We start from the raw sequence: 21,746 nt of genomic DNA, 5'->3' as shown, positions 1-21,746 counted from the left end.
AAACGAGATCTTTGCGCAAGCAATTTTTATTGCAAATCAACGCAATGGATTTCGAATCGCACTACCTAATCGACGATAGAAAATTCTTTAACGAATCTTGCTAGACCGGGCGACGATGGTCGCCAAAGTAAGTGAAGGAAAAAAGGACTGGCAGCACTGCGTCGATAGCGCGCTTATCGGCGCACTGGGTTACGCCCTGCTCGCTTGGACCACGATCTACGTCACTTCCGACCTTCACGCGCATGCCACGATGTGGCCCGCCGATGCTGTAATTCTTGCCCTTCTCCTGAAACATCCGAAGCGTGACTGGCCCTACATCCTGCTCGCCGGCTGGTGCGGCAACCTGATCGCGAACGTCCTGACCCGGGAATGGACGCCGGGACTTTTCCTTTATGGCGGCATCAACATGGGCCAGACCTGGCTTGCGGCCTGGTTACTGCTGCAGGTTAACAAAGGCGACAGTCTGCTTGACAGCGCTCGCACGGTTCTGGGCTTCGTGACCTGTGCCGGGCTCGTCGCGCCACTCGTCGGGGCCATGGCCGGCACCCTCGTTACCTTTCTAAGCTACGGCGAGGACCTCGGTTCCTCCTTCCTCAGCTGGTTCCTCAGCAATTCGCTGGGCTACATCGTCGTGACGCCGTTCCTCAAGGCCCTGTTCGAAGGAAGCTACTGGCATGGCTTCCAGTCGCGCGGCCCTACCGAAAAAGTCGAAGTTCTGGGCCTAGTCGGCACACATACGCTGCTGACGGCTTTCGTCTTTGCACAGGACAACATTCCCCTGCTGTTCCTGCTGACGTCATCCCTGCTGGTGCTGGCCTTCAGACATGGCAATTCCTCGGTCATGGCAGGCGTCATCATCATCGCCGTCATCGGCGCCGTCGCCACGATCAGGGGGGCGGGACCGATCGCGATAATGCCCTATTCCAAAGGCGCCCAGGAATTCTATTTCCAGTTCTACCTGGTCCTGCTGCTCGCGACCGTGCTGCCGGTTGCAACGATCGTCTCCTCGCGAAAGACCGTCATGCACGACCTCGCCGAACGCGAGGAAGCCCTGCGTCTGATGATGTCGCATTCACCGGACGGCATCCTCGGCTTCGACGTAGACGGCATGTGCAAGTGGGCGGAAGGACCGCTCAGGAAGTACCTCGGCATCGAGCCGGGTCAGATGATTGGCCGCTCAATGGACACGGTCTCGCCACTGGCGCAGGATCTCGTTCGCGAGATGCACCGGGCGGCAAGAAATGACATCGCCTTGCCCGGCACATTCGAATTCACGCCGATGTTGCGTCCTGAACTGGTCCTTGAAGGCTCGATCGGCCTGCTTCGGCGCAATTGTTGCATCGCGGGTGCGGTGATCAATTTGCGTGACGTGACCGTACGCAAGGACAACGAAGCCACACTGGAGCTGAAAGCCCTGAAGGACGACCTCACCGGCTTGCCGAACCGCCAGGGTCTGCGCGTGGAACTGGAAGCCCTTGCTCACTCCCCCATCGGCTCCACTTCGCTGGCGATCGTCGACGTCGATTGCTTCAAGGCCATAAACGACGCCCATGGACACGGCGTTGGTGATGTCGTCCTGCGGGAAATAGCCCAGCGCATGAAGAGAAGCATGCGCGAAGGCGATTTCATTGCACGGATCGGCGGCGACGAGTTCGCCATTCTCCTCCATTGCGATCTGGAAACGGCGCGAAATGCATGTCAACGCATCGTCGAATCCGTCAGGCAGACGCCTGCCTTCAGCGAGGATACTGTCCATATCCTGGCGACAGTCAGTTGCGGCGTGGCAGAATTTCGCGCGTCGGACCTGCCGGATCAGGTCTTTCACGCTGCCGACGTGGCACTTTATGAAATGAAGCGGTTCGGCAGGAACGGCGTTCGCGCCGCTGCCTGACCCATGCCTGCCGAGAACTGGCGAACATGGGGGACAAGCAGGATCAATCCTCCAGCTGAAGATCCGGCACGACCAGATGGATGAAGGCCAGCGCACATAGGTAGGCGACACTGCAGATCCCGAAGATCGGGCCATAGCCAAGACCGCTATCCAGCGACCAGCCCGCGAACTCGATCATCGCCGTTCCTGACAGGTTGCCAGCCACCGCACCCACGGCAATCACGCTTGCCATGCGCGCGGACGGAACGATGTCTGCCGCCATGCCGAAGATGTTCGTCGAGAAACCCTGGTGAGCGAACAGCCCGAAGCCGATGAACACCGCAGCAAGCCAGGGGTTGTCGGTCTGCAGGGCAAGAAGCATGATCAGGACCGTCATTGCGAAGAACAGCATCGACATCTTGCGGGCGCGGTTGACGGTATAGCCGCGACCCAAGAGTATGGGGTAAAGCCCCCCGGATGTAATCGCGCCAAGCGCGGCGAGCGCGAAGATGATTGCAATGGGCCAGCCAAGATCGGCCTGGCTCATCCCGAAGGCCCGGTTGAAGAAGTCCGGCATCCAGAACAGCACGAACCACCAGACACAGTCGGTAAAGGCCTTGGCGCCGGTTACCGCCCAGGTCCTGCGGTCGCGCAGCATCTCTCCCCATCTCACGGGAGCTCGCTCGGCAACATGATGGAGCGGCTTGATCCCGCGCATCGTCGGCCACCAGAACGCCAACCAGATGAAGCCCAGGCTTCCGGTCACGATGAAGGCAGCCTTCCAGCCAAAGGCAATGGCGAAGGGCGGGATCAGCAGCGGCGTGATGATCGCGCCGATGTTGGGCGCGGTGTTGATAAGCCCGATGGCGACATTTCGCTGCCTCGCAGGAAGATAAATCGCCGCAGCCTTGAGCCCGGCCGGCGTACTGACCGATTCGCCAACCGCCAGGACTACGCGGGCTGCAACGAACTGCTGGACGCTTGCGGCAAGGGCATGTGCCATTCCCGCGGCGCTCCAGACCGCAATGGCAATGCCATAGGCCAGACGCACGCCCAATCGGTCGACGAACCAGCCGACCCCCAACAGGGCAACGGCGGCAGCGATCTGGAAAGTCGCGCCAAGGTGGGCATAGTCGGTATCGGTCCAGTGGAACTCAGCTTCGAGCGTCGGCTTGAGCAGGGCAAGAACCTGCCTGTCGACGTAATTGAGCGCATTGCCCAAGAAAAGGAGGACAACCAACAGGACGACGATCCTGCTCGCCACCTTTTCACGCATCAACTGCTCTTGCGTTACCACCTGCATTCTCCCGATCCCCGGCCCTACCAGCCGAATTGTTGTTGCAGCTTAGCGCCCGTGCCTGATAAGGGAAGCAAAATATGACACCGTTAGACATATGGGATCGGAGAGAGGAATGAGAGGTGTGGACTGGCAGGCATCGCCCCATGCTGGCGACCTGTTTGGCGAACTGCAGCTCACCGGAGACACCCCGCCGCCGGGCAAGCGTGTGCCGTCGCACCTTGTTCCCGGACTGCTGGCATGCGGTGCGGCGGCCGGTGCAGCGGCATGGCTGTCGGACCATTACGGATTTCCGATCATCCTCATGGGCCTCCTCATCGGCCTCGCCCTCAATTTCATCTCGCGCGATCAGGACACGCATGCCGGGCTGGACTTCGCCTCGCGCACCTGCCTGCGCCTTGGCATTGTCGTTCTCGGTCTGCAGATCACCTTCGTCCAGATCGAAGCGTTGGGCATCCAGCCTTTTGCGGCGCTGCTGGTAATCATGACGCTTGCCTTCGGCGCCGGCCTCGCGGGTGCCAGGATATCGGGACAATCGCGCTATGCCGGAATTCTGGCGGGCGGCGCGACGGCCATTTGCGGCGCCAGCGCAGCCCTCGCGCTCTATGGCGTGATCGGCAAGGAAAGGCTCAGCCAGGCCCAGTTCGCGCTCACCCTTGTCGGCGTATCACTGGCAAGCGCCATTGCGATGTCCGTTTACCCGGCACTGGCCGGCCAGATGGGCTTCGGCGACAAACAGGCTGGCTTCCTGATCGGCGCGTCCATTCATGACGTCGCGCAGGCCATCGGCGGCGGATACGCCTATTCCGACATCGCCGGTTCCTATGCAACGATCGTCAAGCTTGCCCGGGTTGCCCTGCTGGCACCGATAGTCATGCTGGTAAGCTTGTGGCTGGGCCCCAGTTCCGGGCAGGAGGACCGCCCGGCTTGGCGCCGCTTCAGCCCACCATGGTTCATCACCGCATTCATCGGAGTCGTTGCCCTCAACAGCCTCATCGCTGTGCCGGAGGTAGCTAAGACGGCCGCTCTGTCTGGATCGAAAGCGCTTCTGCTTCTCGCGGTTACGGCCACGGCGATGCGCTCTCGCATGGACCTCCTGATCGAACTGGGCTGGCGCTCTTTAACTCCTGTCATCGTTGCAACGGTCGTGAGCTTCCTGTCCGCCCTGGCCTTCGTTGGCCTCAGCATCGGCGGTTGACGGGCCCCAAGCGAGAAAGCGCAACCTGCCGCGGTAGCGTTGCTCGATTTAACCGCTTCCGGGACTCCTTGAATGGCATCCATGATTTCTCGGGGGAGAAATGAGTTTTGAATCCCGCTTCGGGCCAGAAGAATCAGGGCTTTGCCGGAAAGTTCTTTCGCTGCACTGTCCAGTGGGGCGATTTGCACAAGCCGCAGTCATTGCCGGTGAACATCAATCCGGCCTGCCTGTCGCCCTTTAACTGCCAGTCCAGCCATGAGGCACCCACACGAGCCCATTCGCCACCATCGGCAAGCGGAAGCGTCCCGTTATGGCCGACCGGCAGGTTCGCCAACATTACGGGGATATGTGCGATCTTCGCAAAGTCATCGGTGCCGTTCGGATAGGCGATGTCAGTCGGACCACCCAGGATATAGGCGACCGACGTGTGCAGTCGCTTGAGGTCGTCCTTGACGATCTTCACCCCGCTCAGGCCCGACCCGGTTTGATTGTAAACCCCGCTGCCGAAGGCGATGACTGTATCGACGCGCGGGTCGGCTCCTGCAGCCAGCGCCTGCAAACCGCCGCAGCTATGCCCCGTGGCCGCGATCCTCGTGATATCGACACGACCGTAGAGCGGGTCGGCAGGATCGGCATTGACGCGCTCGGCCCAATCGATCGCGGCAAGCAATTGCGCGGTAGAGGTCTCGTCGGGCTTGCGCTCGGCCTCTGTCGGAATGCGCATGGCACCCTCGCCCGGCTTTGGCAGGGCGGCAAGCACCGGGCGCTCCTCGCGCGGAGCGCCGTTGGCGATCACGAGATAGCCGTGGCTGGCGAATTCCCTGAGTGCATGTCCGGCGCTCAACCCGTCATCGCGGCAACCGCCATTGCCCCAAAGAACGAGCGGCAGCTTTCCTGCCGGCAGAACTTGCGGACGATAGATCGTATAGCCTGGCGCATCGGCGCGTGCCTGCGCAACCGCCGGATAGGTACCGCGCCCTCCCGTGCCGCCGATCTGGCCGGCAATGGTATCGTCCCGTGGCTCGCGCAGCGGCAAGTCGATGCGCGAGCCGAACTGCCAACCGCGCTCTATCTCGAGCACCGGTGGCGGGTCCTGCCGCACCTCTGCCAGGTTGCGCTGCCGCGGATCGGCGCCGGTCATTACGAAGCGCAGACGATAGCCCGGCTCGATCCGGTGCGAGAGCGGCATCATGGCGATTTCCATGCGCGCGGTTTCACCCTTGCCCAGCGGCGAAACGTCGTTGCGCAGTCCGCTGTGCCAGGGCAGCCCGAGATTGTCCCATGGGGCGGGAGCAATCGCGCGGTGAGAAAGCTTCAACCGCCCGAAGGAGAGCACTTGCGCCGAACCGCCCGGAGATACTTCCTCCAGATAGACGAATACATCGGCATCGGGACGGTTGGACCGTAACTGCAGATGCGCCAGCGGGTAGCCGAGCAGGTCCACCGGATGCTCGAACGGCGCACTCGTATAGGTAATCCCATGCGCGTCGAGCGGTTGCGGCCAGAACGCGAAATAGGCATCGTTGGCGACATCGTAATCGACTGTGAAGCGGTCCGTCCCACTGTCACCGGGTCGCGGGGAAAGCCCGCGCTGGCCATCCTTGTCACCCCCGTTCAGATACCATGACCACGTGGTCGAACCGGCCCCGGGCAAGGCATCCTGACGCACATAGTGCCCTTTGCCATTGCCGTCGGCGGACCAGAACGTCACCGGCGGCTGCCCGGAAAATCCGTTGTCCGCGTTCTTCAGGTAGTGATCGAAATAGCGCGTGATCTCCCCGGTGAAATCGAAGCCCGGCGGGGGCACGCAATGGCTGCCCGGCCCCACCAAAACCCGACTGCCGAGATTCCGGGCGGCAACCAGCACCTGGCTTGTCGGCTCGTCCTTCCAATTGCCCCACACGTAAGTCACGATGCCCGACTTGCGGATCGTATCGGCGTAGCGCCAGATCGCCACTTCGTTCCAGAAGTCATTGCCGGTCAGCGGCGACACGCTGTCGCGATAGGGCATGGAGTACCACAGCCCGCTCATCGAAGTATTCGCGGCATGCTCCGCCACGGCCTCGCGCAGCATCGCGGCATCGGGGTCGGCATCGACCGGCAGACTGGCAAGATCGACCGCCGGCGGCTCGTCGGGACGGGTGTTGAACTGAGCGGTCAGGCCGCCCCGGCGCACGAAGGCGTATTTATCCCAGTCGGTCGCGCCAATGAAGGCGGCCTTGAGCGAGGGCGGCGCGGTACTGACCGTGTGCATCGTCGTCCCGCCCAGATAGGAACACCCAATCATGCCGACCTTGCCACTGGAGAAAGGCTGGCGCGCCAACCACTCGACAAGATCGTATCCGTCGCGCGCCTCCGTGCGGTCCTGGAAGCCGCGGCGATGGCCGAAAGAGGCACCCTTTCCGCGGATGTCGGCTACGGCGACGACATAGCCCGCCCGCAGCAGCGAACGCAGGGCAAGCTGGTCGCCCAGGGCGGCTTCAACGATCCTGCCGTCCTCGCCCTTATAGCGCGCGCGATAGGGCGTGAAGGCGAAGATCACCGGCAGTTTCTCGTCCACGACGCCGGCTCCATTGGCAGGGCGATAGACGTTCATGGCCAGCTTCGTGCCATCCCTGACCGGCACGTAAACGGAACTGCGCGTGTAATCCGGATAGTCTTCGGCCTGCACGCCTGACGCGACAAGAAGGGAACCGGCGACAGAAGCGGCAATAAGCCCGACTGTCCTTCGCCAAGGCGGGGTCGCGCGGCCCACCCAGGCTCCCCCTGTCATTGCCCGGATGCCAGCCATTGCAGTATCTCCTCCCGGTGTTGGTCAATTCTCGGCGGAGCCTCGTTCGTGCCCGGTTGTCCCGGCTGCATGCGGAAACCGGCGTTCGGCACCGAGACCCGGTCGCCCCCTGGCAATCCGGCAATCGACATCTCCATCAGTGCATCGGGCGTAGCCAGGCTCGCCGCTTCACCGACCCGACGGATCTTGCCGCAGGGAATGCCTGCATTGCTGAGGTCCCGTTCCCAATCGCCGGCATCGCGGGTCAGGAAGATCGCTGCCAGTTCATCGTGCATCGCATCGAAGTTGGCGCGGCGCGCATCGGCCGTGGCGTAACGTGGATCGCCGAGCCAGTCCTGCCGCCCGAGCTCGCGCGCAAGCGCGGCAAACTGGTTCTCCTGCACGACGCCGAGCGAAACGTGCCGCCCGTCGCGCGCTTCGTAGAGCGCAGCGGTCGGCAATTCGCTGTAGCCGGTGTTGCCGAGCCGCCGCAGCGGGCTGCCGGTCACGAGATAGGGCGTGAGTGCGGAGGTCATGAAAGCCAGGCTCGCATCGAGCATCGACACGTCGATATAGGCCCCCTCGCCCGTCCGCTCCCGCTGCATCAGCGCGCCCAGGATCGCGACCGCCGCCGTCTGGCCCGTCAGCGTATCGACGATGGGAAAGCCCACGCGCACTGGCGGATCGCCCTCAGCACCGCTCAACATCATCATGCCGCTTGTCGCCTGAACGATATTATCGATGGCGGGCCAGTCGCGTTGCGGGCTGTCCTGCCCGTATCCCGAGACGGAGCAGAAGACGATACCGGGCCGCATGGCCCGCACCGCGTCGTATCCGAAACCGAGACGGGCGATCACGCCGGGCCGAAAGTTCTCCAGCAGCACGTCGCTGCGCGCGACGATTGCCCGCGCGATCTCGCTGTCCTTCGGGTCCTTCAGGTCAAGCGCGATGCTCTTTTTACCGACATTGGCCGCGATGAAGGCCGGGCTCATTCCGTCGTACTCGCGATTCGAGCCGTAGTTGCGAAACTGGTCCCCATTGGGCGATTCGATCTTGATTACTTCCGCGCCCATCAGGCGCAGCAGATGACTGGCGAAGGGGCCAGCCATGACATGACTGAAATCGGCCACCCTGATCCCGGCTAGCGGTTGCGTCATGGGTGACCTCCACACTTGACCCGATTGCGGGCGACAAGGCTCTCGCGAGCCACGCGATAGGCATTCATTCCATCTATTCCGTATTGTTCGAGCGCGCGCGCGGTCTGCTTTGCCTCGCGCAAGTAGAGAGCTTCGAACCGCGCCTGTTCGGCGGGGTCGGCCGGGCTATTGACGATGACGCCGCGTCCCGCCTGCTCGCCTGCCGCCGCAGCCGCGCGGTTCTCCTCGGCAAGCGCCTGTTCCCACACGCCGATGCCTTCAGTCAGGGTTTCCCGCTGCGAGGGATCGAGCGCGTTCCAGGCCTCGAGGTCCATGGCCCGCCCGGGATAGGCACCGCGTGGAATACGCAGTTCGAAGAAATAGCGCGTCACTTCCGCGAAGTGGAGGGAGCGCAATGTATCGGGTGGAGCGACGACCCCGTCTATCACCCCCTTGGCAAGGGCGCTGTAGACCTCTCCCATCGGCAGGTCGACCGGATCGGCGCCAAGCGCTTGCAGAATAGGCAGCAGTTCGGTCGGCGCCCTGATGCGCAGGCCCTTGAGGTCTGCGAGATGCTCGACCCTACGGTTGCGCGTCAGGATACCGGGCAGAACCCCGCCCTGCACGGCCAGCACTTTCAGCCCGGCCAGCTCCCGCGCGAATTCAGGCACTGCGCCAGCCATGCAATGATAGAGCGCAAGCTGCGATTCAATCGTATCCGCACCGCTGTAGAAGCCCGTCTGCGTGCGCAGCAGATGCGTGCCGCCGCGCGAATAGATCGGGGTAATCAGTCCGATGTCGGCAACCCCATGGCGGATCTCCTCCATCGACATGTCCGAGGACAACAGCGCCCCCGACCAGATCGGGCGGATCAACAGGCTGCCCCCCGAGCGCTTTTCGACAAAGTCGATCCAGCGCCGGTCCGCGCGGCTGAAGGGATGCGACGGCGGATAGGGAGAGGCATAGACAAGTTCGGTCACACCCGGCGGCAAGGGCCGGGAACAGGACGCCAGAAGGGCCAGCGCCAAGAGGGCGGCGAACCGCCTCATGCCAGTCCCTTGTCCCGCAGGAAGGCCTCGACCATCGCGACCATCCGGTCGTGATCCCAGATTTTGGCGTCGACCATGTCAGCATCGATCATCAGCACTGGCACGCCCGCCTCTTCCAGTGCCAGCGCGGTCAGTTTCGTGCCCGATTGCGAGAGACGGTTATCGGGCGGGAGCAGGATTACCGCGGCATCGATCCCGCAGCGCTTGGCTTCCGAGGTCATCCAGCCGCTCATCCAAGGCGGCAGGTGCAGCGTTTCGTTCATCGAGGCAACGCGGCTGGCGAGGGCCTCCATCGGCCGCCCCTTGATATCGCGGATGTAGGCGGGCCCGGCAAAGGGCATGTACATCGACCAGACGAACACCGCGCCGAGATTCTCCTCAAGCGCCTGGTAGAAACCCGGATCGTGCCAGACCCCTGCCCCGATCCACATCAGGCGCAGGCGCTCTTGCGTAGCGGCGCCCTGCCCCTGCGCGATGCGTTCCAGAACCTCGTCCCGGAATTTGCGGGCATGGGCAACGGCCCAGTCCGATCCGCGATGCCACTGCGGGATCATCGTATTGGGCATCTGCTCGGCGATCGAGACCGGGCACGGCCGCGCTTCGCCGATGGCGCGGGCCGCCTCCCAGATATAGCCCTCCTGCTCGTTGATGCGCTCCATCAGCGTCTCGAACTTCGCTGCATCGAACTTACGTCCCGTCCGTTCTTCCAGCAGGACGATCAGGTCTTCCATCTCCCGCACCATCTGCGCGATCCTGTCGGGCTGGTAGACGCGTTCCCAGTCGGCCCTGGCGTTGGCGTACCAGTCCTCTTCCTTATGCTCCCACGCGGGCGCTTCCATGGCGAAGAACTCGCTGCCGAGTTCGTGCGCCCAGAGGCCGAAGACATGCTGGATGCAATCGCAGGTCAGCCGCGCGACCAGCACCGTCGGGCTCGGCAGCCCGCCCCAGGGCGCGGTCTCCGGTTCGTTGGCGAGGGTGCAGGCAAGGCCGAGCGAGCAGTACTTGCAGCTGTTGGCAGGAAAGCCCTTGTCCACCATTGCATCGAAATAGCGGCCGGAAAGCTGCTTTGCGGAAATGTAGGCGGACCACCACTGGTTGGTAACGATGGGAATCCCCATCGCGTGGAACAGCTCGTGCGGGGTATCGGCCTGAACGATGGCGTAAGGCTCCTGATCGTCGACGACGCGGCGGCGCAAGTCCTGGCCGAACGCCTTCTGGTAGGCCGTCGCCTCTGCGGTACAGGCAAGCATCTTGCGGCTGCGCTGGTTGGCGGACTGGCTCAATGGAATACTCCGTTGTCGTCGAGGCGCGCGATATCCGCCTCGGAAAGGCCCGAGAGACTGCGGGCGATTTCATGGCTGTGCTCGCCCATCGAAGGCGCGCGGAAAGGCTGCAGCCGGTCACGCGAAAAACGCATCGGCGTTGCCACGTGGCCGAACCTGCCGAGCAGTGGATGATCGAGGTCCCATAAGGCCTCGCGGCCCGCGATCTGGGGATCGCTCTCGAGAAGGTCCTCACAGTCCTGCAGCGCGCCAGCGGCAATGCCAGCCGCCTGCAGCTGCGCGGCAATGGCATGATCCTCGCGCATGCTGGTCCATGCAGCGATGTCCGGGCCGGCAATCTCGGAGAGGCGACTGCGCTCCTCGGGCGTGAAGGCGCTGATTGCCACCCAACGATCTTCACCGGCAGCGGGAAAGACATCCTGAAACGGCACGGCGGGATCGGCGTTACCCAAACGCTGCGGATGTTGCCCAGCCCGCGCCATCGCGAGAGAATCGCGCATCTGCTGGACGCAGATCTCGTACATGGAGGCATCGATTTGACACCCTTGCCCGGTTTCGCGTCGGCGTTGCAGCGCGGCGGCGACATGGCCCGCCATGACGTAGGGAACGATCACGTCGCCATAAGGCACCGCGCCCGGTATGACCGGCTCGCCATCCGGATAGCCGGTCAGGAAAGTACGTCCGGACAAGGCTCCGCCGGTCCCGTCGACCCCCCACTCCTGCGCCAGCGGACCGGTCTGGCCGAAGACGCTGCCCGAAACCATGACAATACCCGGATTGCGAGCCGCCAGCCGGTCGTAGTCGAGCCCGAGCTTGGCCATCGTCCCGGGCGAGAAGTTTTCGACGACCACGTCCGCCCATTCCACCAGGGGATCGAGTACTTCCCGTGAAGCAGGTTTCTTGAGATCGAGGGTCAGGCTGCGCTTTGAGGTATTGAGGTTCGCGAACCATGGCTTGTCATCGAAACTGGTGGCCGAAGATGCAGCCACCTGCACATCCAGGCGGGCGAGATCCGGACGGTTGCGCGTCTCGATCTTGACCACTTCCGCGCCAAGATCGCCCAGCGTCTTGGTAGTGATCGAGCCGACCAGGGCCCAGGCGAAATCGAGTACCCTGACGCCTGAAAGCGGCCCGGAGCGCGTGCCCGCATGGATTGCCGGGGCCGAGACGGCGGCGCCGTCACGCACCACTGCAAAGCGCTCGGGCAAGCCGCTCGGCGTGTCGAGAAAACCGCGGGCCGCGAGATGGGCATCGCGCAGGACATCGCGTGGTTCGTTGACGACGCAGGCATTGATGCCCCGGCGGCGTCCCTCGCCGGCTATCTCCGCCTTGGATCGCGCGGCGAAGAAGCGGGCCATTGCCGCTTCCCACCGCCCGCGCGTCTCTGCCGGAAGGGTTGAGCGATTGTAGGCCAGCCAGTCCACATCGCGCATCGGATTGTCGCAACCGGTCTCGTCCATCCATTGCGACAGCGCGCGGTTTGCCGGGGCACCCAGCCTCCCGGTCATCAGCGCGTGGAAACACCAGCCGTCGACGAGCTTCCAGATCACCCGAACTTTTGCGCGGCCATAGGCGATGCATCCGCCGGCCCGATCGAGCTTGCGCTTGTCAAACTGCCAGACAAGGATGCCATTGACGTTGCGGCTCATCGCCACTTGCTGGATCGAGACGTCTACGTATTGGCCCCGCCCATGCGTGCCGCGTGCGAAGTGTGCCGCCATGGCTCCGGCCGCCGCGACCATATCGGCGTGAAAGGTACAGGCATCGCCTGCTTCCTTCACCGGCTTCTCGCCCGGCTCGCCGGTCAAGCGCAGCGCGCCACCCATGGCCGAAGCCACGAGTTCCCCGCCGCGCCATGTCGAGCGCGGACCGCCAGAGCCGAAGGGGGTTACAGAGACGTGGACGGCATCTGCGGAAATCCCCATGGCCCCGGTCGCCTCAAGCCCGAGATCGTCGATCACGAATGAGGCCCCTTCCACGGCACCGCCCAAATCGGCACCGAGCGAGGCTAGGTAGCGCGCGAGCGGACGCTCGTGCATTGCGCCCAGCACAGCCACGCGATGTCCAGCAAGCAGACTCATGCGCTCACCTCCCTCAGGAACGACTCGATCTGCGCAGCGGAACCGTCGCGTCCCAGCCAATCGCGGCGGGTGAGGATCAGCGAAGGCAGACCCGACGCCTCGATCGCCGCACGCTCCTGTGGCAGATGCCAACACTGCGCCTCGTCCTCCTCGATACGCCAGAGGACAACAGCCTCAGCCCCGCTTGCAGCAAGACCAGCGCGCAGTGCCGCCGCCGGATCGGCAAAACTGCGGGGTCCTTCGCCACGGGCATGCAGCTTGCGACCTAGGGCGGCGTAGGGATCGCCGCTGTCGCGCTGCGCAGGCGCGCCGGGATCAAGCCATTCCTGCGCGAGTGTGCGCCCGACAGCGCGAAATCCGGCCCTGGCGACAGCCTCGTGCAGACGCATGTCAGGCGGATTGGTCCCGGCCAGCAGGCACACGCGGCCCTCCCCTGGCGCTGTGCTGCCATCGCCTGCCCTATCGTGGCTTGCGACGATGGCCTTTTCGAGCGCCTCTTCGCTCACGCACAACCGCTCGCCCATTTCGCGCAGCTTTTCGACCGTCCGGTCCAGACTGGTGCGCCGCGGGATCTTGGCGATGTCGAGGACGATGGCTTCGGGTCCGCCCAGCAGCCCCCGGCGCTGGAGTTCGCAGACGTAGTAATACAGGCGCTGAGACGTATCGTCCGCGCGACTGAAGAGCACCTGGTCCAGATCGTCATAGGCCCCTTGCGCCCAACCTTCCAGTACGGCCCGCGCCCATGGCGCAAACTTGCTTTCCAGCCAGCGGTCGGCACGCGGCGTCTCCAAGTCCGGATCAAAGCCGACCACGCCCGCATGGCGTCCGGTCGCGGTGAGCAGTTCTAGCGGCAGGTTCGGGCCGGCGATTGCAATCATCGGTCAGGTTCCAAGCATTTCGGGCAACCACAGGACGATTGCCGGGAAAAGAATGATCAGGAGCAGGTGGATAAAGTCGGCCGCGAGGAACGGGAGCACCCCGCGAAAGATGCTGGAGATGGAAATCTCCTTCGCCACGCCCTGCATGACATAAAGGTTGATGCCGAGCGGCGGGGTCAGGAAGCCCACCTCCATCGCGCGGACGAGGAAGACGCCGAACCAGATCGCGCTCATCCCGGCGCCTTCGACAATCGGCAGTAGGATCGGCGTCATCAGCAGCATGAGCGCCAGCCCGTCGAGCACGGTGCCAAGTACGAGCAGGAGCAATGCCACCAGCACGAGCATACCGAATGTCCCGGTTCCCAGCCCGGTCACAAGCGCGCCCGCCGCGTCGGCAAGCCCTGTCACGCCAACGAAGACCGAGAAGATCAGCGCGCCAATCACGATCAGGTAGATCAGCCCGGTGGTGCGCAGCGTGTCGCGGAAGGCGGTAAACAGGCACTCGAGACTGAGCTTGCGGCGTAGCGCGGCAATGGCGAGCGCCCCGCAGGCACCGATGGCCGCCGCTTCCGGTGGGCTGAACCAGCCTACCGCGATACCGCCAATCACCAGCAGGACGAGGACGAGGACCTCCCAGATCCGCGCAATCGCGCGATAGCGCTCAGGCCAACTTGCCCGCTCTCCTGCCGGCCCCAGATCGGGTCGCAGCCGCACCAGTAGCGCGACGACTGCGACGTAAAGCAGCGCCTGCGTGATACCGGGGACGATGGCTGCGGTGAACAGGCGTCCAATCGATTGCTCCGCGACGATGCCGAACACGATCAGCGCGCCCGAGGGCGGGATCATCTGACCGAGCGTACCGCCCGCAGCGATGGTCGCGGTCGAGAGGCGACCGTCGTAGCCGCGCTTCTTCATCTCCGGATAAGCGACAAGGCCAACGGTCGCCGTCGTCGCCAGGCTGGAGCCGTTGATCGCGCCGAACCCGCCACACCCTGCGATGGAGGCATAGGCCAGTCCACCTCGCCGATGGCCGACGAACTTGGCTGCGGCATCGAACAGGTCACGACTGGCATCCACCGCGAAAAACAGGTGCGCCATGAACAGGAACAGCGGCAGCGTACCAAGCTCGTAGCGCGTAAGCGTATCGACGACGATCACGCCCGCCTTGATGAGAGCGGCCTCCGGACCGATCACGAGCGTCAGGCCGCCCAGCCCGACAAGGCCCAGTACAGCGCCGATTCTCCCGCCAGCCAGTAGCAGTGCGAAAAGTATGAGGATGCCGACGAGGCCGGTTCCGGCAGTATCGATCATTCGCCCGCCCTCCGCACGATGCGCAGCGTCAGCACGGCGCAGATGGCAAGCAGGCAGGCATTCGCGAACAGGCGGAGCACGCGCCATGGCACGCCGAGCAGCTCGCTTTCCTCGTGCGCGTTCCACAAGTCGACGGAAAGCCAGACCGATCCGGCCAACAGGGCAAGGACGAACAGCAGCGTCAGCCCGTCCGAACAGCGGTCCGCAATCGACCGCCACGAGGGCGGCAGGCGGTCGACGATCAGCCGCACCCGGGCATGCGAACGGTAGATGGTCGAGACCAGCAGCCCGATTGAGCCGGAGACCAGCACCGCAGCCTGCATGAGTTCGATTGACCCCGTCACCGGAAGGCCGAGGTGACGGCCCAGCACGGCGAGTGTGTCGATGGCCGTGGCAGCCAGCAGCGCCGCGCCGCCCAGCCAGATGACGATCTTGGAACTCAGGGTCACGAGACGGCTTCCACCCTGCCCTTGTCGTTCACGGCGACAGGGGGCAGCCCGGCCTCGCGTGTGATCTTCTCGAGATAATCGGCAATGGCGCGAGCGCGCGAGCCGGTGGCCAGGACCGGGCGGCCCGGCGCTTCGACATGCACCGGGACGATGGCAGCATGCGGCAGGCCGTCTCCCAGCACGAGGGTGCCGATAAAGGCATTGACCGCCTCGGGATGAAAAGGCGCGAGGTAATAGGCCGGGTCGGGCTCGAAACCGAACAGCTCGCGCCGTCGGCGGGCCCATTCCCGTCTTGCGGGGTTATCCTGGTCAGGCGAGAGCGCACGCGTCACGACGCAGCCGTTACCGAGACCGTGGAAGATCGGGCGACCGCGATGGAACTCGATCCCGCGCACGATATGCGCATGATGCGACACGACGGCATCCGCGCCGCCTTCCACCGCCAGACGGGCAACCTCGCGTTCGTAAGGGACGACTAACGCGGGCGTGTGAACTTGGCCCTTGTGCAGGGCGACGATCACGAAGTCCGCCGCCTTGCGTGCCCCTGCGATGTCCTCGGCCAGGATTTCGGCAACAGCCAAGGGAACGCCGACGATCTCGGACATGGGCGCAACCGGCGATCCGTCCCGCGTATCCAATGGCAGATAGGCGCAACCCGCGGCTTTTTCCGCGGCCCACCCCGCCTGCGGGCCAACGCAATTGTAGCTGAGCAAGGCGACCCTGCGGCCCTTGATCTCCGCCACAGCCGGAGCGCGGGCACGGGCGATATCCGCCCCTGCCCCGGTGTGGCCGATGCCGAGCCGATCGAGTTCCGCAATCGTATCGGCGATACCCTGCACCCCGCAGTCGGCTATGTGATTGCCTGCGAGGCTGACCATGCCGAACCCGGCCCACGCCAGCGCCTCGAGGTTTTCAAGCGGTGCGCCCGGCGCGGGAACGTCGCCTTCCAGTTGCTCGGTGCTCACGGTATGCGGCACTTCAAGGTGGCCGATCGCGAGATCGGCCTTCTGCAGGACCGGGGCGATCCCCGCGAGCCAGTAACCGGGATCGGGTTCATCAAGGACCAGGTCGCCGGTCAAGGCCAGGGTAATCGCCTCAGTCATGCCCTTACGCTCTCCGCCACCGCTTCTCAGAAGCGGACCCGCGCGCCCACTGCGAACTGACGCCCGATGGGGTTGGCCGCGGTCGCATCGTATCCGCCACTGCCGTTCGGCCCCGGCGCCACGTTGACATAGGGCGGGTCAACATCAAACAGATTGCGCACTTCCGCCGAGAGTTCGAGCCCTTCGAGGCCGGGTCCGGAGAACGTCTCGCCCACGCGCCATGTCAGCGAGAGATCGACCGGGGTGTAGGAATCCACCTTCTCCGAAGGGGTGACGACATTATTGGTGTACCCGCCAACATGGCTGATCATCGTCCGCAGGCTGAGCGGCCCGTGGTCCCAGTTGGCCACGAAGCGTGCCTTGAACTTCAGCGGCTGGAATATCAGGTTCAACTGGTCCACCTGCTCGGCGACCGGCGACACCGCCACCTTGTAATCGGTGATATAGGTGCCCGAGGCATTGAGGGTCAGGACGTCATCCTTGCCGATTTCCGCGCTGTAGCCGATGTTGAAGTCGATGCCGCGCGTGATGGACTTGCCAAGATTCAAGCTGCGCCCGTCGACGAAGAGGTTGACGTTGGCGATATCGTCTCCTGGAAACGGGCGCAGAAGGATCGGGATGCCCTGATCGACCAGAGACTGGATGCGATCGCGCGCCGCCTGATCGTGCAGGATGACGCCGGTCCCGGCATATTGGCCTTCCTGCGCCAGAATGGCGAGATTGGACAACAGCGCGGTGACCTGGTTGTCGTAGGCAACGTCGAAGTAGGTCAGCGAGATGCGCAACCGGTCGATCGGCTCGATATCGGCACCCACCGACCACGTCGTTGCCGTCTCGGGCCCGAGATCGAGGTTCGGTCCGGACAAGGTATAACCCAGCAACGGCGCACCGCCCGAGGGATTCTGGTAAAGCTGGCCGAAGAGTGCATTCGAATTGCCGTAGATCTCCGGGATCGTCGGCGCACGGAACGAGGTGCCATAGCTGCCGCGCAGCTTCAGACCGTAGAACGGCGTCCAGTTGACGCCGAACTGTGGGTTGGTGGTATCGCCGGCATCGGAGTAATCGTCGTAACGGACTGCCGCGGTCAGCTCCAGTTCGCGCAGGCCGGGCGTGGCATTGCCCGCACCGAAGATCGGGACGAGCAATTCGGCATAGACCGAATCCACCTTGCGGTCGAAAGTGCGGAAACTGATCGGCGTTGTCGGCGCACCGCGGGCGCTTCCCAGTTCGACGGTAAAATCCTGCTTTTCATAGCCGACCGCTAGCTTGACCTCGCCGCCCGGCAACTCGAACAGCGGACCGTGCGCCCCGATCTCGTAGAAAGTCAGCTCGCCATTGGTCGGGGCAAGGAATATCTGGTCGAAAAGCCCGTCCAGCACGGACTGGCTGGTGCGCCCAAGCCCATAAGGATCGAGCGCCGTCGCCGGATCGCTGCTGGCCAGCGCCGCCGCGAGCGCGCCGCGGTTCAGGCCGTCATAGGAACCGGAGAAGTCCTTCGTCTTTCCGTAGCTGAGCAAGGCTTCCACTTGCCATTGGAATGGCAGGTTGAAGCGAACGCCCGGTGAGACCTGCCAGCTTTCCGCCGAGCCGGTCGTCTCGCTGGTCGGGATATCGTTCACGAAACTGTAGTCGATCGTGTAGCTGCTTCCCGTAAAGCCGGGCGGACGCACAAAGAAGGCGTTGGTCTCGGGCACCGCAAGCTGTGCACTGATGACCGCGCCCTTGCGGCGGAACTTGCGCTTCGAGTAATAGCCGTCGAAAAACAGCTCCATCCAGTCGGTGACTTCGAAAGTCGCCGTTCCGTTCAATGAATTGTATTTCTGCTGCGGAAACAGGTCTTGTCCGATCTGGCTGTCGCACCGGTTGGACGTGCCCGGCGTAATCGCCCCGGCATTGGCCTGGGTATATTGGTCTGGCAGCGCATAAGTCGTGCCATCGATAATCATCGTCCCCGGCGCGCACCCGGTTACGCGGTAGTCGTTGCCGCCAAATGGCAGCTGGTTGCTGGTGTAGAACTTTCGGTCATCGCCGCTCAGGTTGGAGCGCTCGACATGCTCGAAGGCCACCATCACCTGGCCACGGTCGAAGATCTTGCCGAACGCGGCTCCCGCCGACCATTCGTCGAAGGCTCCGTCTTCGGCGGTGTTGTAGCGTGCGAAACCTTCAACTCCATCAAGGTCGCGCCGCGGGATGAGGTTGACGACGCCTGCAACCGCATCGGACCCATAAATCGCCGAGGCGCCATTGGCGACGACTTCGATACGCTGCACGCCCAGCGTGGGCAGCACCGAAGGATCGGTCGATCGGCTGTTGTTCACGGCGCGATGGCCGTCGATCAGAACCAGCGTCGCGTAAGGACCGATGCCGCGCAGGTTGACCGTGTTGCCGTAGACAATGTTGCCCGAACCGCCGGCCTGCGCGCGTGAATTCTCCGAGACGCCCAAGTCGAAGTTCTGCGGAAGTTCCTTGATCACCCTGTCGATGGTGATCGAGCCTGACTGGGTGATTTCCTCGCGGCCAAGGACGGTAGCCGTGGCGCCAACCGGTGCGCCAGAGCTGATGCGGCTGCCGGTCACGATGATCTTGTTCGCATCCTCCTGCGAGAGCCCTTCATCCTGCGCATGCGCTACGCCCGGTAGGCAAAGCACTGCAAGCGATACCCCTGCGAGCAGGCCGCCCCCGGTCAATCGACGGATTCTTCCTAGATTCTGCATCCTTCGCCTCCCTCGTACGCCCGGAAATTCTTGCCCGGTGCGTGCTATCGATCGAGCACTCCGGCCCGTCTCCCCGCATGTGTTTTCCCAAAGCCGGTCCCCATGCAAGGAAAACATCGATAACGATATTGTTGACAATTATGTCGATGACTCTCAGGATGTACGCATGGATGACATCGCCAAGGCACTTCCGCGAAAGGGTCCCGCCAGCCCGGAAATCGCGGACTGGATACGCGACCAGATCCGCACCAGCCGCTTCGTCCCCGGGCAACGGCTGGTGGAAGTCGACATCATCCGCAAAACAGGCGGCAGCCGCTTCAAAGTTCGCGAGGCATTGCAGCGCCTTGCCGCGGAAGGTCTGGTCGAAATCGAAGAGAACCGCGGCGCTTCGGTGCGAGAGGCTTCGATGTCCGAAATCCGCCAGCTCTACCGCTCGCGCGCAGCTTTGGAGAGCATCTGCGCAGGCGACTTTGCCCGCGATGCGTCCCCTGCGGAAAAGGCTGAACTGCAGGCAATCGCTGAAAAGATGGAAAGCTGCCTCGAGGACGGCGCGCCGGAACGCTTCGGCAGCCTCAATGCCCAGTGGCATGCGATGATCATGCGCGTGACCGGAAATACCGTAATCGAAAGCATCGTGCGCCGGCTAAACACGCCGGTTCATCACCTGCTTTTCGAGACCTTTTACCGCGGCAACCGCATGCAGGACGCAGTGAACGACCACCGCCTGATCCTTTCTGCGATCATGGAAGGCGATGTCGAGGGCGCCGAAAGGGCCATGCGCCAGCACGTCGAAAACGGACTGCAGTTCCTGGCCTCGCTGGACAAGGCGCTCCATCGCGAGTGAGCGCGCCCGACTACCGTACAACTGGAGACCAGAAAAAATCAGGAATTCACTGCATCCCCTTGCTGGGGAACGGTGAATTTCGCCGGGACGCTATCGCGATTGCCGCTTATGGGAGCCCAGTCAATTCTGTAATCACAGACCTCCGATTTCGAGCGGTGAGCCATCGACGAGACGCGACAGGCGAAAAGGCGTTGCGTCCACGCATGGTGTGTCGTTGGCCAGTAACTGCGCTGCAAGTAGACCGATGCCAGGCCCCATGCCGAAGCCGTGGCCGGAACAGCCAGCGGCCAGGACAAGTCCTTCGACCTGTTCCGTTTTCGAAATGACGGGCACGGCATCCGGAGAGCAATCGACGAGCGCGCCCCATGCCCCGGCCAGTTCGATACCTGCAAACTGCGGAAACGAGCGGGCGACATTGGCCAGAATCCTGCGTACGAGCCACTGCTGCGGCTCCGGATCGAGAACGCGGGTTCGTTCAAAGATCGTTTCATCGTTCCTGAGCAGGGCGAACAGGGATTCCGGGCCGGTTACGAACGAAGGCCCGATTGCGAGTCTGACGTTCTTCAGGCGACGCTTGAACTGCGGCAGGAATTCTCGGGCATAACGGATGCCTTGCGGCGTCAGGTCGATGGTTGCCTTGCCGCTGATCGCCAGCGTGTAGCTACCGTCGAGCCGGCGGGTCATCGAGAAGCCAGGCGCGTAAAGGCAGCCTCCAACGTCAGCGATGGGTTTCGTGCGTATGGCAGTCTGTCGCACGCCGGCCTGCGGGAAGTTAATTCCATGCGGACGAAGAAAACGCGAAGCCCAGGCGCCTGCCGAACACAGGACTGCATCGGCCTTGATCAGGCCCTGTTCCGTATTCACGCCGACAACCCGGCCATTCGTGATGTCGAGCGAGCGGGCAGCGCATCCCTGATGTATTGTTGCGCCATGCGCACGCGCGCCAAGCGCGATCGCAGGGGCAGCAAGCGCCGGTTCTGCCTTACCGTCGTTGGGCGAGGAAACCCCGCCGATCCACTTGCGCGAGCCTTCGGGTATGTGGCGAGCAATCTCTGCAGCGCTAAGCATGCGCGTGTCGACGCCATTTTCGAGACCATAGGGCTGCCACTCTGCCCACTCGGCCAGTTGGGCCTCGTTGTCGGTCGCGTAGAAAAGGCCACAGCGACGAAAGCCGACATCGCGGTCGAGTTCCTTTGAGAATTCGTCCCACAGGCGCATCGAAACCGAGGAAAGGGGCAGTTCGCGATAATCACGGTTCTGCTGACGGCACCAACCCCAATTTCGACTGGATTGTTCGCACGCAATATGGCCTTTTTCGATCAGGGCTACCGATTTGCCCTGCCGCGCGAGAAAGTATGCCGCCGAGACGCCGACAATACCGCCGCCCACGATAACCACGTCGGCAGACTCGGGTAGGCGCTCGTCGCTATCGATGCGCTCGACGTAAGGTGACATTCTCTGTGGCCCTCGATCCATCATTCAATTCGGTCAGACGAGACATTCCATCACTCGCTCGGCAGATTATGTCGAACTTCGCAGCAAATTGACCTCTTTCGTGCAAATTGACCCCTCATTCTGGTGACGGCAGCCAGGAGCCATATAACGTCCGGTGCGCACCGAGCCGTTCCGCGGGAGCAGCGCTTTCCAAAATAATCGTTTTACAACAGATGGTAAGGGCAAGACGGACTTTATGGCAGCGGCCAGTTTCCCGAGGAAATGCCAATTCGCAGTCGGTTTACAGGATTTTCTGCCATCAAGCAGGG

15 protein-coding genes are annotated in these 21,746 nt (G+C 63.2%); 3 read left to right on the top strand and 12 right to left on the bottom strand.

Annotated features, from left to right (window positions below):
- Window positions 1-115: 115 nt before the first annotated feature.
- A complete protein-coding gene (locus SPHV1_RS04775) occupies window positions 116-1,891 on the top strand; it encodes a diguanylate cyclase (RefSeq protein ID WP_054944901.1) in 1,776 nt (591 codons plus the stop codon).
- Window positions 1,892-1,934: 43 nt separating this feature from the next.
- On the opposite strand, the gene SPHV1_RS04770 is transcribed toward SPHV1_RS04775, so the two are convergent.
- Window positions 1,935-3,173: an MFS transporter gene (locus tag SPHV1_RS04770; protein WP_082430819.1), complete on the bottom strand. Its 1,239-nt coding sequence runs from the start codon at window positions 3,171-3,173 to the stop codon at window positions 1,935-1,937.
- 109 nt (window positions 3,174-3,282) lie between these two features.
- Here SPHV1_RS04770 and SPHV1_RS04765 point away from each other — a divergent pair, with 109 nt between their 5' ends.
- Window positions 3,283-4,365, top strand: a complete 1,083-nt coding sequence (locus SPHV1_RS04765; RefSeq protein WP_054944900.1) for a YeiH family protein — start codon at window positions 3,283-3,285, stop codon at window positions 4,363-4,365.
- 133 nt (window positions 4,366-4,498) lie between these two features.
- Here SPHV1_RS04765 and SPHV1_RS24290 read toward each other — a convergent pair whose 3' ends face one another.
- The 10 genes from SPHV1_RS24290 to SPHV1_RS04715 are packed head-to-tail and all read right to left on the bottom strand — an operon-like array spanning window position 4,499 to window position 19,112.
- Complete coding sequence (locus SPHV1_RS24290) at window positions 4,499-7,156, bottom strand: CocE/NonD family hydrolase (protein ID WP_231634525.1); 2,658 nt, start codon at window positions 7,154-7,156, stop codon at window positions 4,499-4,501.
- Entirely contained in the window at window positions 7,135-8,292 is a 1,158-nt protein-coding gene (locus tag SPHV1_RS04755) for a CaiB/BaiF CoA-transferase family protein (protein ID WP_054944899.1), read from the bottom strand. The genes SPHV1_RS24290 and SPHV1_RS04755 overlap by 22 nt, the downstream gene beginning before the upstream one ends.
- Window positions 8,289-9,320: a TRAP transporter substrate-binding protein DctP gene (dctP, locus tag SPHV1_RS04750; protein ID WP_054944898.1), complete on the bottom strand. Its 1,032-nt coding sequence runs from the start codon at window positions 9,318-9,320 to the stop codon at window positions 8,289-8,291. The genes SPHV1_RS04755 and dctP overlap by 4 nt, the downstream gene beginning before the upstream one ends.
- On the bottom strand, window positions 9,317-10,603 hold the full coding sequence (locus SPHV1_RS04745; RefSeq protein WP_054944897.1) for a 2-hydroxyacyl-CoA dehydratase subunit D: 1,287 nt from the start codon (window positions 10,601-10,603) through the stop codon (window positions 9,317-9,319). The genes dctP and SPHV1_RS04745 overlap by 4 nt, the downstream gene beginning before the upstream one ends.
- Window positions 10,600-12,684 (bottom strand): CoA transferase, encoded by a 2,085-nt coding sequence (locus SPHV1_RS04740; RefSeq protein ID WP_231634524.1) that lies wholly within the window; start codon window positions 12,682-12,684, stop codon window positions 10,600-10,602. Before SPHV1_RS04740 ends, SPHV1_RS04745 begins: the two co-directional genes overlap by 4 nt.
- The gene (locus tag SPHV1_RS04735) at window positions 12,681-13,562 is read right to left on the bottom strand and encodes a hypothetical protein (RefSeq protein ID WP_054944895.1); all 882 of its coding nucleotides are present in this window, start codon (window positions 13,560-13,562) and stop codon (window positions 12,681-12,683) included. Before SPHV1_RS04735 ends, SPHV1_RS04740 begins: the two co-directional genes overlap by 4 nt.
- A 3-nt stretch (window positions 13,563-13,565) precedes the next feature.
- Window positions 13,566-14,873: a TRAP transporter large permease gene (locus SPHV1_RS04730; protein ID WP_082430818.1), complete on the bottom strand. Its 1,308-nt coding sequence runs from the start codon at window positions 14,871-14,873 to the stop codon at window positions 13,566-13,568.
- Window positions 14,870-15,322 carry a TRAP transporter small permease subunit gene (locus SPHV1_RS04725; RefSeq protein ID WP_054944894.1) on the bottom strand — a complete coding sequence of 151 codons (453 nt, stop codon included), beginning with the start codon at window positions 15,320-15,322 and terminating at the stop codon, window positions 14,870-14,872. Before SPHV1_RS04725 ends, SPHV1_RS04730 begins: the two co-directional genes overlap by 4 nt.
- On the bottom strand, window positions 15,319-16,425 hold the full coding sequence (locus tag SPHV1_RS04720; RefSeq protein ID WP_054944893.1) for a CapA family protein: 1,107 nt from the start codon (window positions 16,423-16,425) through the stop codon (window positions 15,319-15,321). The genes SPHV1_RS04725 and SPHV1_RS04720 overlap by 4 nt, the downstream gene beginning before the upstream one ends.
- A 26-nt stretch (window positions 16,426-16,451) precedes the next feature.
- Entirely contained in the window at window positions 16,452-19,112 is a 2,661-nt protein-coding gene (locus tag SPHV1_RS04715; protein ID WP_054944892.1) for a TonB-dependent siderophore receptor, read from the bottom strand.
- Window positions 19,113-19,305: 193 nt separating this feature from the next.
- Here SPHV1_RS04715 and SPHV1_RS04710 point away from each other — a divergent pair, with 193 nt between their 5' ends.
- Window positions 19,306-19,983, top strand: coding sequence for a GntR family transcriptional regulator (locus SPHV1_RS04710; RefSeq protein WP_054944891.1), 678 nt, complete (start codon window positions 19,306-19,308; stop codon window positions 19,981-19,983).
- 132 nt (window positions 19,984-20,115) lie between these two features.
- On the opposite strand, the gene SPHV1_RS04705 is transcribed toward SPHV1_RS04710, so the two are convergent.
- Window positions 20,116-21,438 carry an FAD-binding oxidoreductase gene (locus tag SPHV1_RS04705; protein ID WP_054944890.1) on the bottom strand — a complete coding sequence of 441 codons (1,323 nt, stop codon included), beginning with the start codon at window positions 21,436-21,438 and terminating at the stop codon, window positions 20,116-20,118.
- Window positions 21,439-21,746: the final 308 nt, after the last annotated feature.

Origin of the sequence: Novosphingobium sp. KN65.2, assembly GCF_001368935.1 — a bacterium.
Taxonomy (GTDB): Bacteria; Pseudomonadota; Alphaproteobacteria; order Sphingomonadales; family Sphingomonadaceae; genus Novosphingobium; species Novosphingobium mathurense.
This window is presented reverse-complemented; position numbering and strand designations above follow the sequence as displayed.

Excerpts from the sequence above, each read along its gene's own strand:
- SPHV1_RS04705 (WP_054944890.1), bottom strand. The coding sequence starts at position 21,438 with ATGTCACCTTACGTCGAGCGCATCGATAGCGACGAGCGCCTACCCGAG.
- SPHV1_RS04765 (WP_054944900.1), top strand. The coding sequence starts at position 3,283 with ATGAGAGGTGTGGACTGGCAGGCATCGCCCCATGCTGGCGACCTGTTT.
- SPHV1_RS04755 (WP_054944899.1), bottom strand. The coding sequence starts at position 8,292 with ATGACGCAACCGCTAGCCGGGATCAGGGTGGCCGATTTCAGTCATGTC.
- SPHV1_RS04740 (WP_231634524.1), bottom strand. The coding sequence starts at position 12,684 with ATGAGTCTGCTTGCTGGACATCGCGTGGCTGTGCTGGGCGCAATGCAC.
- SPHV1_RS24290 (WP_231634525.1), bottom strand. The coding sequence starts at position 7,156 with ATGGCTGGCATCCGGGCAATGACAGGGGGAGCCTGGGTGGGCCGCGCG.
- SPHV1_RS04720 (WP_054944893.1), bottom strand. The coding sequence starts at position 16,425 with ATGACTGAGGCGATTACCCTGGCCTTGACCGGCGACCTGGTCCTTGAT.
- SPHV1_RS04775 (WP_054944901.1), top strand. The coding sequence starts at position 116 with ATGGTCGCCAAAGTAAGTGAAGGAAAAAAGGACTGGCAGCACTGCGTC.
- SPHV1_RS04735 (WP_054944895.1), bottom strand. The coding sequence starts at position 13,562 with ATGATTGCAATCGCCGGCCCGAACCTGCCGCTAGAACTGCTCACCGCG.
- SPHV1_RS04710 (WP_054944891.1), top strand. The coding sequence starts at position 19,306 with ATGGATGACATCGCCAAGGCACTTCCGCGAAAGGGTCCCGCCAGCCCG.
- SPHV1_RS04730 (WP_082430818.1), bottom strand. The coding sequence starts at position 14,873 with ATGATCGATACTGCCGGAACCGGCCTCGTCGGCATCCTCATACTTTTC.
- dctP (WP_054944898.1), bottom strand. The coding sequence starts at position 9,320 with ATGAGGCGGTTCGCCGCCCTCTTGGCGCTGGCCCTTCTGGCGTCCTGT.
- SPHV1_RS04770 (WP_082430819.1), bottom strand. The coding sequence starts at position 3,173 with ATGCAGGTGGTAACGCAAGAGCAGTTGATGCGTGAAAAGGTGGCGAGC.